General features: G+C 64.6%; 11 protein-coding genes. 6 read left to right on the top strand and 5 right to left on the bottom strand.

What is annotated here, in order from left to right:
- Window positions 1-12: 12 nt before the first annotated feature.
- A complete protein-coding gene (locus tag P9220_RS24260; protein WP_309768365.1) occupies window positions 13-1,518 on the bottom strand; it encodes a M81 family metallopeptidase in 1,506 nt (501 codons plus the stop codon).
- A 36-nt stretch (window positions 1,519-1,554) separates the two neighbouring features.
- Window positions 1,555-2,868, bottom strand: coding sequence for an MFS transporter (locus P9220_RS24255; protein WP_309768364.1), 1,314 nt, complete (start codon window positions 2,866-2,868; stop codon window positions 1,555-1,557).
- Window positions 2,869-2,991: 123 nt separating this feature from the next.
- Between P9220_RS24255 and P9220_RS24250 the strand changes: the two genes are divergently transcribed.
- Window positions 2,992-3,930: a LysR family transcriptional regulator gene (locus P9220_RS24250; RefSeq protein ID WP_309768363.1), complete on the top strand. Its 939-nt coding sequence runs from the start codon at window positions 2,992-2,994 to the stop codon at window positions 3,928-3,930.
- Window positions 3,931-3,937: 7 nt separating this feature from the next.
- Here the strand turns inward: P9220_RS24250 and P9220_RS24245 are convergent, their stop codons facing one another.
- Window positions 3,938-4,864: a LysR substrate-binding domain-containing protein gene (locus tag P9220_RS24245; RefSeq protein WP_309768361.1), complete on the bottom strand. Its 927-nt coding sequence runs from the start codon at window positions 4,862-4,864 to the stop codon at window positions 3,938-3,940.
- A 104-nt stretch (window positions 4,865-4,968) separates the two neighbouring features.
- On the opposite strand from P9220_RS24245, the gene P9220_RS24240 reads away from it, so the two are divergent.
- Complete coding sequence (locus P9220_RS24240; RefSeq protein WP_309768360.1) at window positions 4,969-5,712, top strand: SDR family oxidoreductase; 744 nt, start codon at window positions 4,969-4,971, stop codon at window positions 5,710-5,712.
- A 262-nt stretch (window positions 5,713-5,974) separates the two neighbouring features.
- On the opposite strand, the gene P9220_RS24235 is transcribed toward P9220_RS24240, so the two are convergent.
- Together P9220_RS24235 and P9220_RS24230 are read right to left on the bottom strand one after the other, a co-directional pair.
- Entirely contained in the window at window positions 5,975-8,326 is a 2,352-nt protein-coding gene (locus P9220_RS24235; RefSeq protein ID WP_309768359.1) for a type VI secretion system tip protein TssI/VgrG, read from the bottom strand.
- 29 nt (window positions 8,327-8,355) lie between these two features.
- Complete coding sequence (locus P9220_RS24230) at window positions 8,356-8,838, bottom strand: type VI secretion system tube protein Hcp (RefSeq protein ID WP_309768357.1); 483 nt, start codon at window positions 8,836-8,838, stop codon at window positions 8,356-8,358.
- A 144-nt stretch (window positions 8,839-8,982) separates the two neighbouring features.
- On the opposite strand from P9220_RS24230, the gene P9220_RS24225 reads away from it, so the two are divergent.
- From P9220_RS24225 to tssG, 4 genes are read left to right on the top strand one after another with little or no spacing between them, the layout of a single operon-like run.
- Entirely contained in the window at window positions 8,983-9,576 is a 594-nt protein-coding gene (locus P9220_RS24225) for a type VI secretion system tube protein Hcp (protein ID WP_309768356.1), read from the top strand.
- 1 nt (window position 9,577) lies between these two features.
- On the top strand, window positions 9,578-10,072 hold the full coding sequence (gene tssE / locus P9220_RS24220) for a type VI secretion system baseplate subunit TssE (protein ID WP_309768355.1): 495 nt from the start codon (window positions 9,578-9,580) through the stop codon (window positions 10,070-10,072).
- 1 nt (window position 10,073) lies between these two features.
- Entirely contained in the window at window positions 10,074-11,945 is a 1,872-nt protein-coding gene (tssF, locus tag P9220_RS24215; RefSeq protein WP_309768353.1) for a type VI secretion system baseplate subunit TssF, read from the top strand.
- On the top strand, window positions 11,921-12,994 hold the full coding sequence (gene tssG / locus P9220_RS24210) for a type VI secretion system baseplate subunit TssG (RefSeq protein WP_309768352.1): 1,074 nt from the start codon (window positions 11,921-11,923) through the stop codon (window positions 12,992-12,994). Before tssF ends, tssG begins: the two co-directional genes overlap by 25 nt.
- The last annotated feature ends 12 nt before the right edge of the window (window positions 12,995-13,006 follow it).

The raw sequence follows: 13,006 nt of genomic DNA, 5'->3' as shown, positions 1-13,006 counted from the left end.
CGCTAACTTGTTTCAGGCAGCCGATGCGCGCAGCGCGGACAACGTGGGTCCCATCGGGCGCACGCGCATACGCGGATCGAGCTTGCGCCACGGCAGATCGGCGGGATCGGCGGCCATCGGGCCGGGCGCCTTGGCCACGAGAATGCGCGTGGCGATCGGCTCGAAATCGGCTCGAAAATGCACCGAACTCTTATTCACGAGAATCTTCATGCGCTCGGGTTCGATGCCCGCGACGCGAAAGAGGTTGCGATCGAAAACCTGCATCTTGATGCTGCTCACCGCGATACGCACCCCTTCGATACGAAGGCACGCGGTCGGCCCGAGTTCGCCGGTCATGCCATTGAGCATGGGGCCGTCGAAACGGAAACGGCCATCGGAGAGATGCTCGACTTCGAATTCGCCTTCGAGCGGCGAGTCGCCCGGCACGTTCGATCCGCCGCCGAGCGCAAGCCGGATGCGCGCACCCACGCCCGCCCGATGCGCGGCCTTCGCCGCATGCTCGTCCCAGATGACGCCTACGGCGGCATCGCGCGCGCCGTTGCGCAGCAGCGCGCGGACCATGCCCATCGTGTTGGAATCGCCGCCCACGCCGGGGTTGTCCTGCGTATCCGCGATGATGACCGGGCCGCCCGCATCGCGGCTCGCGCCGATGGCTTCGCGGGCCGCTTCGTCGGGCGACAGGAAGGGCACGTCCCAGCGCGCTTCTTCATCGACGAGCCGGGTGTAGAGCGTATCGACCGCACGATCCGCCGATTGCCGATCGGGCGCATAGCCCCACAACACGGGCCCGCATTCGTCGAAGTCGGACGCCGGAAATCCCGGCGCAAAGGATAACGAAATAACATCGTGCTCAAGCGTTTCCAGGGCAGCGTACATGCCGCGCGCCGGCTCGGCGAGCGTGCACATGCCGTTCACCGGAATCAGGAACGGCACGCGGCGCATCGCGCGATCGAACGGCCTGCCATGCGCGATGCGCCGCGCAAGCAATTGCCCCGCGCGCAGCCCGGTCTCGGCCATATCGACATGCGGATACGTGCGATAGGCGACGAGCACATCGGCGAGTTCGACCATGCGCGACGTCACGTTCGCATGCAGATCGAGCGATACGACGAGCGGCATCGCATCGCCGACGATGCTTCGCACGCGCGCGAGCAACTCGCCCTCGCCGTCGTTCAGATGCTCGGTCACCATCGCGCCGTGCAGATCGAGATAGATCGCATCGAAACCGCCTTTTCTCACGTGATCGACGATGACGCCCGCAATGCGTTCGTACGCATCCGTCGTCACATGCGCCGATGCGCTCGCGCCCGCCCAGATCACCGGCAGCAAGTCGTGGCCGTGCGCCTCGGCCCACTGGATGAAGCCGCCGACCGGCACGTTCACGTCACGCAGGCTCAGCACGTCCGCGCCATGCGCCATCGGCGGAAAGCCTTCGCCCTGAATGAAGCTCTGGTAAGTGGCCTTCGTCGGCGCGAAGGTGTTCGTTTCATGCTGGAATCCTGCGATCAGAATCTTCATGTCGATGCTCCTTCTCGTGTGGTCGTCGATGCAAGATCAGGCGGCGCGCGGCTTCGCAGCGGCGACCGCGTGCCTGTTGGTGAGGATCAGCACACACGAAAGCGCCGCCATGCAGGCCATCAGGAGCAGCCCGCCGCCGGTGCTGCCGGTCGCGGACTTGACCCAGCCGAGCGCCGCCGGGCCCCAGAATCCACCGGACAGGCCGATCGTGTTGATGAGCGCAATGCCGCCCGCCGCAGCCGGACCCACGATGGTCTCCGACGGTATCGCCCAGAAGACCGTGTAAGCCATCCACATGCAGGCGGTCGCCGCGGTCAGCAGCGCGAGCGTGGCAGCGAGATTGCCGGAAGCGTATGGCGCGACCGCCAGCAGCGCCGCCGCCGCGAGCGCCGGCAACGCGCTGTGATAGCGGCGCTCGCCCACTGTGTCGGAGCGGCGTCCGGCTGCATACATGGCGATCGCCGCGGCGACATACGGAATCGCGACATACCAGCCGAGCCGCATCGTGTCGTCGACGCCCTGTTCCTTGAGCAGCGTCGGCAGCCAGAAACTCATTGCGTAGATGGGAAAGATGATGCAGAAATACGCCAGCGCCAGCAGATACACACGGGGATTGCGCAATACTTCGCTAAACGAATCGATCCTATGCTCATGCACGCCGTTGCCGCCGACTTCCGCTTCCACGAGACGCTTCTCGTCTTGCGTCAGCCAGCGCGCATCCGCAGGCTGATTGGCGAGCGTGAACCATACGAGCGCGCCGAGCGCCACGCACGGCAGGCCTTCGACGAGAAACATCCATTGCCAGCCGGCCAGACCGTTGACCCCGCCGAGCGACGACATCAGCCATGCCGACAACGGCCCGCCGATCACCCCGCCAATCGGCCCCGCGACGAACACCAGCGCGATGGCGCGCGCCATCCGCTTCGGCCCGTACCAGCGCGACAGGTAATAGATCATGCCCGGCGCAAAGCCCGCTTCGAACACGCCCAGCAGAAAGCGCATGGCATAGAAAGCGGGCACGTTGCGCACGAACAGCATGCATGCCGACGTAATACCCCACAGCACGAGAATGCGGCTGAACGTGAGCCTCGCGCCGATCCTGGGCAACATGAGGTTGCTCGGAATCTCGAACAGCACGTAGCCGATGAAGAAGATGCCCGCGCCGACGCCATAAGCGGCATCGGAGAAACCAAGGTCGCTTTGCATCTGCAGTTTCGCGAAGCCCACGTTCACGCGATCCAGATAAGCGAACATGTAGCACGCGATGAGCAGCGGCAGGAGCCGCCAGTTGATTCTGCTGTATAGCGCCGAAACCGCGCGGCTGCCTGATTGCATGTGAATCGTGGACATGGGGCGTCTCCTTGGTGTCTTCCCTCATCGGGTGAGCGCATATTGAGCGCGCGACACCGTGCGAGCAAGAGCAACTAAGTTCACGTATCGTTGCCTTTTGGACAACGCACAGGAACGGCGGCCATGCGGGAAATCAACCAGCAACGCCTGCGCTACTTCCACGAGGTGCTGTCGCACGGCACGATTCGCGGCGCGGCGGATCACCTGAACACGTCGCCATCGGTGATCACGCGGCAGATCAGGCTGCTCGAAGACGAGCTGGGCGCGACGCTATTCGAACGCGAAGCGCGCGGCGTGAGGCCGACGGAAGCAGCGTTTCATCTGCTCGAGTTCTGGCGCGGCTATCGCTCGCAACAGGAAAAGCTCGAAGATCAGTTGCACGCGTTGAAGGGCCTGCAGCAGGGCCATGTTCGCCTCGCGGTGAGCGAAGGTTATGTCGATACGCTCGTCGACGATGTGCTCGCGCCGTTTTGCGCCCGCTATCCGCGCCTTCAGATCGATGTGAAGATGCTCGCCGTCGACGACCTGCTCGACGAAGTCGCAGAGAGCCGCGCGCATATCGGACTCGCGTATAACCCGCCGCCGCACGAGCGCATCGAGATTCGCGCGAGTTCGCCGCAGCCGGTGGTGTTGCTCGCGCGGCGCGATCATCCGTTGGCGAAACGCGGCGGCGTTGCGCGGATCGGCGACCTGCTCGACTATCCGCTCGCGTTGATGCCGCCGAGCTTCGGCATCGGTCATGTGGTGAAGATGCTGGAGACGACCGACAACCTCGCCATTCGTCCGACGCTTACGACGAACTCGCTCAGCGCGTTGAAGCGCTTTGTCGCGGCGGAGCATTTCATGACGCTGATCGGCGAATTTGCCGCGTATCGTGAGTTGGGCAGCGGCGAGCTCGCCATCATCCCCATTTCGCATCCGCTTTTCGAAAGCGCGCAGGCGAGGCTACTCGTGAAAACGGGACGCCCGCTCGCGGCGGGTCCGCAGGAACTGCTCGACTGGATTCTCAGCAGGATGCCGATGTTCGCGCAGCAGCGTAAAGGTCAGCGCAAGCATCGATAAGGATGGCTTACATTCGCGCATCGAACCGGGACGCAAGCCTGTCTTGCTCGAACGTCGACACCACGAATTCGATGAACGCCCTGGTTCGCGCCGGAAGCAGCGTGCGCTTCGGATAGTACAGACAGATCGGGCTCTGCTCCGCATACCACGCGGGAAGCAGCCGCACGAGCGTGCCGTTCGATAATCCCGGCGTTGCGTGAGGCATCGGGAGCAGCGCAAGACCTTGTCCGAGCATCGCGGCGTGAGCGATCGCTTCGGGATCGTCGAAGATCATGCGCGTGCGGAACTCGGCGACGCACCGTTCGCCGAGCGGATTGACGAGCGTCCAAGCGCGCAGCCGGCCGGTTGTCGGCGAGCGCCGCGCGATGCCGTCGAAGCCGGCAAGCTCCGACGGATGTTTCGGCATCGTCCGTCCCGCCATGAACGAGGGCGACGCCACCACGACGATATGCGTTCGCGCCAGTTCCCGCGCCACGATGGTCGATGTCAGTTCGATGCCGCCGCCGATCGCCACATCGAAGCCCTCCGCGATGATATCGACGGGCCGGTTGTCGAAGTGCCAGTCGGGCACGATGCCGGGGTACCGATCGAGGAACGCGCCGAGCATCGGCACCAGATATTCGCGGCCGAACGCCAGCGCGACGCTGACCTTCAGTGTTCCGGCCGGCTTGCCATCGATCATGGCGGCGCCCGCGAACGCATTGCGTATCGCGTCGAACGGCTCGGACATTTCACGCTGGAACTGCTCACCGGCAGGCGTCAGCGTGAGGCTGCGCGTGCTGCGCTGAAACAGGCGGATGCCGAGCGTCGCTTCCAGCCTCGCGATGTTCTTGCTGACCGCTGCCGGCGTCATGCCGAGCCGCCTGGCCGCCGAAGAGAAACTTCCGAGCTCCGCGCTCAGAAGGAATGATTCGACGAAGTTGAGCGCTTCCATGATCATTCGATACCGGCGGTTGAAAGTCATAGTCTAAATCGCTGCTACCCAATCACAACCGGCGCGCCGATACTTCGTCCATCACTTCTCCTGGACACACTCAGATGACCTCGACTCTCTCTGGCAAGGTGGCTTTCGTGACCGGTGGCGCGCGCGGAATCGGCGCGGCAATCGTACGAAGACTCGCACGTGATGGCGCCGCCGTCGCGTTCACTTACAAAGGCTCGGCCGCTTCGGCGAATGCGCTGGCGGAAGACATCGTCGGCGAAGGCGGCCGTGCGCTCGCTTTGCAGGCCGATGTCGGCGACGCTGTCACGCTGGGCCGCGCAGTCGACGAAGCCGCCGCCGCGTTCGGCAAGATCGACATTCTCGTGAACAATGCCGGCGTGCTGTTTCTCGGACCGGTCGAAACGTTCTCGCTGGAAGACTTCGACACCACGCTGCAGATCAACGTGCGCGGCGTATTCGTCGCCGTTAAGGCGGTCTTGCCGCACATGGGAAGCGGCGGGAGGATCGTGAATATCGGCAGTTGCAATGCGGAACGCATGCCGTTTCCGGGCGGCGCGGCGTATGCGATGAGCAAGTCCGCGCTTCAGGGCCTCGTGCAAGGCATGGCGCGCGATCTCGGACCGCGTGGCATCACGGTCAACAACGTCCAGCCCGGCCCGACCGATACCGATATGAACCCGCAGTCGGGGGAGTTCGCTGCGTCGCTTCATGGACTCATGGCGCTGCAACGCCACGCGCACCCGGATGAAATTGCGGGAATGGTCGCTTATGTCGTTGGTCCGGAAGCGGGCTTCGTGACCGGCGCAAGCCTGACAATCGACGGCGGATTCAACGCCTGAGCACGCAGTTATCGAACGGACGAACGTTGCGCGGCGCCGCTTGCCGCGCAACGTCGTTGTGCTTTCAAAATGCCTTGCTCGCCGTCGCTTTCTTTAAGGCATTCGTTGCGGGCAGTGTTTAAAGGCGGTCGAAAACATGGACGGTTAGTCGCGTCGTGGAGCGGTTGATTGCAGGCATCGCGATGAGCATGGGTGGCCTCGTAACGTTGAACTACACGCGCAATCGACGCCCGATTCCGCACTTACCGTGGTCCTACTTCATCTAGTTCTGCAGAATCTTCGATCCCTTCATCACGATATCGCTGTCCGCCTTAACACTGATCTTGCCGCTCGCGTCGATCGATATGTTCTTGCCTTTGATCTGGATCGTGCCGTCCTTTTTCATCGTGATGCTGGCGTCGCCGGTAACGAGCGTGATCGAGTCGCCTGCGCTGATGTGAAGGTTCTTTCCCACCGTCAAGGTATCGTCTTCGGTCACGGACGTCGTCCGCGCCTTCTTGACCGTGCTCGACTGCGCCCCGTCGATGGTCTCGCCCATGTCCTTGCCGACTGTGACCGTCTGCGCGCCCGTCACGTTGAGCGTCTGGTCGCCGCCCACCTTCGTTTTCTGACCGCCATCCACATTGACGGTCTGATCCGCGCCGACGCTCACCTTCTGATACGCGACGATCTTCACCGTCTGATACGCGCCGATGACGATCTCCTGCGCCGCGCCCACCGTGATGGTCTCGTTGATGCCGACAAAATGCGTCCGCTGCAACAGCACGCTGGCCGTTTCCATCATCTTGACGAGGATCGTGCGGTTCTTGTCGATGGTGATCGTCTCGTTGCCCCCGACCGTCTCCGTGCGGTTCTTAACAATCGCAATCGTCTCATTGTTCCCCACCTTCTCGTCGCGATCGACGACCACCTCGATCTTTTCGTTGTTGCCCACCGTCTCCGTCCGATCGTGCTTCACGACTGTCGTTTCGTCATGGTCGATGTTTTTCTTGCGGTCACGGCCGACCCAATGCGTCTCATCGTTTTCTACTTCGATATCCTGATTCTTTTCCGCATGAATCAGCAGTTGCTCCGCGCCCTTCTTGTCCTCGAAGCGCAACTCGTTGCAGTTGGCGCCGCTGCCGCCCTTGCTAGAGCGGCTCTTGATGCCTGACTGCGTCATGTTCGCGGGCAGATCGTACGGCGGCATCTGTTCGGCGTTGTACACGCGGCCCGTGATGATCGGCCGGTCCGGATCGCCTTCCAGAAAATCGACGATCACTTCCTGCCCCATGCGCGGAATCGCAATCGCGCCCCAGCCTTTGCCGGCCCACGGCTGCGACACGCGAATCCAGCACGAGCTGTTTTCGTCGCGCTTGCCTTGCCGGTCCCAGAAGAACTGCACCTTCACGCGGCCGTACTGATCGGTATAGATTTCATCGCCGCCCGGCCCCACCACGACCGCCGTCTGCGGACCCTGCACGAACGGCTTGCGTGCGGTCCGGGCCGGTGCGAAAGGCTGCTTCGCGTCGATCGCGGAGAACCAGCATTCGCAGCGATTCGACTGCGCGCCGTCGAATGATTCGTAATCCGCAATATCTATTTCATAGCGTGTGCGCGTGACGAGATATTGCACGTTCTGATCCGCACGCGGATGCCGCTGCAGTTTGAGCAGCGCCCCGGCGCGCACGCTCCTGCCGTTCGTGCGGCCCTCGGCCTGGTGCCAGTTGATGCCGGGATCGTCCGGCACGCTGCCTTCCACGCGCCATTCGTCGGCGCGCGACTTCGCGCGGCTGTCGCCGTGATCCGCTTCGACATAGCCGCCGGGATAGTCGAAATGCTCCAGGCTCGAGAATGCGTCGAAGCCCTCCATCTGCTTGACGGCCTGCTTCTGCAAAGGCCGCGACGGATGCTTGAAATCGTAATCGGTGAGCAGCCAGTTGCGCGTTTCGATTGCGTGCTGCAGCCGCCATTCGCTGACGAATTCGGCATCGGGCGCGGCGGCCATCACCGCGCCATAGGGCAACGATTCGCAGCCCGCGACGCTTTCATGCGCGGCCAGCGTGTCCGTGAATATCAGTGATTCCTTGCCGTCCTTGTCCTGAAACCAGTAGTAGATGCCCTCGTCCTCGAGCAGCCGGCTCACGAAATTGAAGTCGGATTCGCGGTACTGCACGCAGTATTCGCGCGGCGGATGCCTGCGCGCATTCGCCTTCCATTTGATTTCGCCGAATTCGAGGCCCTTGTACACGGGATCGGCAAAAACGGCCTTCACGATTTCCTCGACCGTCTTGTTCTGAAAGATGCGGCAGTTGCTGCGTCGCGAGAGCAGCCACAGCCACGGCCGCACCGCCGCTTCATAGACATGCAGCCGTCCGCGCATCCCGGTTTGCCGAAAGCCCACGACATAGCCGCCGAACACGCGCGGCCTGGCCTTCGGCACGGTGAGGGACACGCTCACGCGCTTGCCCAGGATGCGGCTGAAGTCGAGGTCCGCGCGCCTGGCGACGAGCGTGAGTTCGCAACGCGGCATGCGCCCCAGCTCGGCGCTCGCGCGCAGGCTCAAGAAGCGCACGTCGTCGCCGAGCGGCGTGTCGGCGCTGACGAGCGGCTTTTGCGCGACGGCATCGTTCATGGTGATCCGCTGACCGGTTCAGGCTGCCGTCAACGGACTTCGGTGCTGCGGACGTCCCAGCCGAACTTCACCGCGCCGCCCATCGCGCCCTTGTCGTCCTGCGGCTTGTACTCGAACTCGATATCCGCGAACGACAACTCCACCGTGTTCTCCGGATAACCGCGCTGATCGCATCGCATGTCGACCTTCGACACCGTCACCTGTTTCATCGTGACCGTGAGAAATTCCTTCTGCCCGTCGCCCGACTTGCTCATCGTGAACTTCACGCTCGCGATGTGCTTGCCGGTCGCGCAACTCTTCTGGATCGTGGGGGCCGCCTTGTCGTAGAGATGCGAGAACATGAAGACGCCCGGCGTCGCCTTGCCGATGCCGCTGCCTCCGCCCGTCGTCGGATTGCTTGCATTGGCGACCTGCCATTCGAAGCCCTGCACCTCGATCTGCCCTTCGGCCCCCTTGTGCTTGCTCTCGCCTTCGATCCCGTCAATCTTCACATAGCAGTCGATGGTGCTCATGCGGTCCTCCGTCGTGGTCCGGTCCAGTGCGTTGCAGGCGTCGTACGCATGCAATCCAACCGGTAAACGAAACGGGGCCGCTGCTTTTGAACTTCAAAATCGTTCGTGGCGTGCCGTCTTATCTTCGATAACCGGACGAGCACGATGCCCACCCACGACACGCCGCGCCCCGACAGCAGCCTGACGCTCGACGCACTGCGCCAGTTCGATCTGCTCGCGCTCGCGCAATCCGACGACATGTTCCTGCAAGTCGTGCCGAAGCGCAGCAACACGCCGGTCAAGGGCGAAGCGAAGAAACGCGGCGACTGGGACACGCCGATGCAGATCCACGGCTGGCGCTGGGCGCAAGGCTACGAAGCCGCGCCGCACGCCGCCGCGCTCAACGCGAACGACATGCGCGTGACGGCGCTCGGCGTCATCAGGACGGTGGACTCGGCATCGCCCGTGCTCGCGAAGCTCTGCGCGCAGGCCGAATTGCTCGCGCTCGCGCATATCCGCTGCTACAAGGCGGCCGGCGCGGACAACGGCGTGCAGATCGAATACCTGTCGATGAAGCTGGAGCAGGCGTATATCCGCAACTATCACATCTTCACGAGCGCACGCTTCGCGCGGCCCTGCGAGGTGTTCGAGTTCTCCGCGCAGCAACTGACGATGACCTGTGCGCCGCAGACAGAGACCGGCAGCCGCGGCGCGGAAGTGACCTTCGCGCTGGACGTATCGACGCGACGGATAAGCTGACATGGATGCCGACCGCCTGCAGCCGTCGCTGCTCGATCGCCTGATCGACGACGATCCCGCCTCCTTAGCCGATCCCGCCAGCGGACGGTTCATGTCGCATCGAAGCCTGCGCGCGGCGGTGCTGCGCGACGTGTCTTGGCTCTTCAACACGACGAGTCTCGGCGGCGCGATCAGCGAGGAACACTTCGCGCATGCGTTCGCCTCCGTGCTCAACTACGGCTTGCCGTGCCTGTCGGGGCGCTTCGCCTCGACCATCGACACGGTGATGCTCGAGCAGGCGATCCGTCAGGCCATCGAACGCTTCGAGCCGCGCATCGATCCATCGACGCTCGAAATCGAACCGGTGCTCGACCGCTCCGTGCTCGACATGCACAACCAGATCGCGCTCGTCATACGCGGCCTGTTGTGGGCGCAACCGGTGCCGCTCGAATTCGCGCTGCGCACGCAGATCGATCTCGAGGAAGGCGGCATCACCGTCATGGAACTGCCGCGCTGACATGGACCCGCGCCTTCTGCGTCACTACAACACCGAGCTTGCGCATCTGCGCGAGATGGGCGCGGAGTTCGCGCAGCAGTTTCCTAAGATTGCGGCGCGGCTTGGCATGAACGGCATCGACGTTGCCGATCCGTATGTGGAGCGTCTGCTCGAAGGCACCGCGTTTCTCGCCGCGCGCGTGCAGTTGAAGATCGAAGAGGAGTTTCCGCGCTTCACGCAGCAGCTTACGCATGTGGTGCTGCCGCAGGCCGCTTGTCCGACGCCCTCGATGCTCGTCGCGCGTCTCGCGCCCGATCTCGCGAGCCCGAATCTCGCCGATGGCTTCGTCGTGCCGCGCGGCGCCGCGCTGATCGCGCCGATGAAGTCGGCCGAAGCCACGCCCTGCGAATTCCGCACCGCCGCCGATCTCACGCTGTGGCCCGTCGAGCTGACCGAAGCGCGCTACTTCGCGCAGGTGCAGGACTTGCCGCTCGCGGCGCTGCCGGAAACACGCGCGATCGCGAGGCGTGTTCAGGGGGCGCTGCGCATCCGGCTATCGGCGGCCGAAGGCTTCTCCTTCGATGCGCTCGGTCTCGACGCGCTCAGCCTCTATTTCGCGGGCGGCGACGAAACGGCGTATCGCCTGTACGAAGCGGTGATGGCGGGCACGCTCGCGATTGCCGTATCGACGCCCGAGCGCCCGAGCCGCAAGCTCGCCGCGCTGCCCGCCGACGCGCTCGCGCCGGCGGGCTTCAGCGACGCCGAAGCCCTCTTGCCGGTGACGCCCAACGCGTTCCAGGGTTATCGCCTGCTGCACGAGTATTTCGCATTGCCCGAGCGCTTCCGCTTCGCGCGCATCGCCGGGCTGGCGGGCGTGTTGCCGTCGTTCGCGGCGCGCGAGATCGAACTGACCTTCCTGCTCGCTACGGGCGATGCGGCGCTGGAACGCATCGTCACGAAAGACAGTGTGCTGCTCGACTGCGTGCCTGCGATCAATCTCTTCCCGAAGCAGGCCGACCGCGCGCTCGTGACGGACGCCGCCGCGCGCTTTCATGTGGTCCCGGATCGCACGCATCCGCTGGATTACGAAGTGCATTCGGTGACAGGCGTGTCCGGTTATGGCGCGAACGACGACACCGAGCAGACGTTCCACGCGTTCTACGGCGACTTCTTCGCGGACCGCCCCGGCGACGCAGCCTACTTCACGACCGAGCGCGAGCCGCGCATCGTGCCGGCCGGGCGCAAGAAGAGCGGCGCGCGCACGGAGTACATCGGCAGCGAGACGTATGTATCGATCGTCGATCCGAACGCCGCGCCGTATCGCGGCTCGCTGCGGCAGCTTGCGTTCGCGACGCTCTGCACCAATCGCGACCTGCCGCTCCTGATGCCGCGCGACGGCTTTGCGCTGGATGTCGCCGCGCCCGTCACCGATGTGCGCTGCGTGAGCGGCCCGTCGCGGCCCGCGCCGGCGAATCTCGACGCGGCGCGAAGCTGGCGTCTGATCGATCAGCTCTCGCTGCACTATCTGTCGATCGGCCACGGCTCTTGCGACGCCGCCGCCGCGCTTCGCGCGCTCCTCGCGCTGCATGTGGCCGATGTCGATCAGGCGGGCCGTGCGCAAGTCGCGGGCGTCGTCGCAGTCGATGCGGAACCCGTCGTGCGCCGTTTGCCGATGCCGGGGCCGATTGCGTTCGGGCGCGGCCTGACGATAAGCGTGCGCGTCGACGATCTCGCGTTTCAGGGCGGCAGCGCGTGGCTGTTCGGCTGTGTGCTCGACCGCTTCTTCGCGCGCTACGTGTCGATCAATTCGTTCGTGCAGACGGTGCTTTCGACGAGCGCGCGCGGCGAAGTCCTGCGGTTGCCACCGCGATGCGGCACGAGAGCCATCTTCTGAGCGAGGCGGCCCGCGAAGAGCCGCCGCCTGCGCTTTCACGCGAGCTGACCGAGTTGCTCGATGCCGTCGCCGCCGCGCCGCATCGGCATGATTTCTATCGGGTGATGCGGCACATCGAGGCCATGACGCCGCACCTGCCGCGCCTCGGAGCCGGCGCGCGCCCTCAGGACGAGCCGGTGCGGCTCGCGCAGGACGTGTCGCTGGCGTTCGCGCCCGCGCCGCTCGCCGCGCTTGAGCACGCGAACGGAGCCCGCGCCCCGCGCCTCGCGCAGCGCTTCTTCGGCTATCTCGGCCCTAACGGGCCGCTGCCGCTGCATCTGACCGACTTCATCCGGGAGCGCGGGCTGCATCACGGCGACCGGGCGTTCGCGCGGCTGCTCGATGCGCTGCTGCATCGCTTTCTGCTGCTGTTTTATCGCGCGTGGGCGCAGGGCCGGCCGGTCAATGCGCTGGACCGGCCGGGCCACGACCGCTTCGCGTTCTATACGGGCGCGCTGATCGGTCTCGCCGATGAGGCGAACCGTCGTCGCGATGCGGTCTCCGATCACGCCAAGCTGCATTTCGCGGGCCTCTGGAACATGCAGACGCGCCCCGCCGACGCGCTCGAAGCGATCGCCGGCGCGCTCCTGCGCGTGCCGGTGCGCGTCGCGCCGTATCGCGGGCACTGGATGACCTTGCAGCCCGACGAGCGTGCCGCGTTGCGGCGCAAGGGCGCATGTCTCGGGCGCGGCGCGGTGCTGGGCCGCGCGGTGTGGGATCGTCAGCATGCGTTCCGGCTCGTGATCGGGCCGCTATCGCTCGCGCAGTTCGAATCGCTCTTGCCGGGCGGCGACGCATTGCCGACGCTCGTCGCGGTCGTGCGCCAGCATCTGAATGGCGAACTCGCGTGGGATGCACAACTCGTGCTCGCCGCCGACGACGTCCCGACCGCGCAAATCGGCCGCTATGGACGGCTCGGTATTTCGACGTGGCTCGGCCTGAAATCCCGACACGCCGATTGCGCCGATTGCGCCGATCTCAAGCTGGACGCCGAAGCGAAAGCCCCTTGAAAAAGCCCGCCG

Origin of the sequence: Caballeronia sp. LZ016 (assembly GCF_031450805.1) — a bacterium.
GTDB lineage: Bacteria > Pseudomonadota > Gammaproteobacteria > Burkholderiales > Burkholderiaceae > Caballeronia.
Note: the sequence above shows the minus strand (reverse complement) of the source record. Positions and strands in the feature narration are given on the sequence as shown.

Bases quoted from the DNA above. Each gene is read 5' to 3' on its own strand.
- P9220_RS24260 (WP_309768365.1), bottom strand. From the start codon at position 1,518: ATGAAGATTCTGATCGCAGGATTCCAGCATGAAACGAACACCTTCGCG.
- P9220_RS24255 (WP_309768364.1), bottom strand. From the start codon at position 2,868: ATGTCCACGATTCACATGCAATCAGGCAGCCGCGCGGTTTCGGCGCTA.
- P9220_RS24250 (WP_309768363.1), top strand. From the start codon at position 2,992: ATGCGGGAAATCAACCAGCAACGCCTGCGCTACTTCCACGAGGTGCTG.
- P9220_RS24245 (WP_309768361.1), bottom strand. From the start codon at position 4,864: ATGGAAGCGCTCAACTTCGTCGAATCATTCCTTCTGAGCGCGGAGCTC.
- P9220_RS24240 (WP_309768360.1), top strand. From the start codon at position 4,969: ATGACCTCGACTCTCTCTGGCAAGGTGGCTTTCGTGACCGGTGGCGCG.
- P9220_RS24235 (WP_309768359.1), bottom strand. From the start codon at position 8,326: ATGAACGATGCCGTCGCGCAAAAGCCGCTCGTCAGCGCCGACACGCCG.
- P9220_RS24230 (WP_309768357.1), bottom strand. From the start codon at position 8,838: ATGAGCACCATCGACTGCTATGTGAAGATTGACGGGATCGAAGGCGAG.
- P9220_RS24225 (WP_309768356.1), top strand. From the start codon at position 8,983: ATGCCCACCCACGACACGCCGCGCCCCGACAGCAGCCTGACGCTCGAC.
- tssE (WP_309768355.1), top strand. From the start codon at position 9,578: ATGGATGCCGACCGCCTGCAGCCGTCGCTGCTCGATCGCCTGATCGAC.
- tssF (WP_309768353.1), top strand. From the start codon at position 10,074: ATGGACCCGCGCCTTCTGCGTCACTACAACACCGAGCTTGCGCATCTG.
- tssG (WP_309768352.1), top strand. From the start codon at position 11,921: ATGCGGCACGAGAGCCATCTTCTGAGCGAGGCGGCCCGCGAAGAGCCG.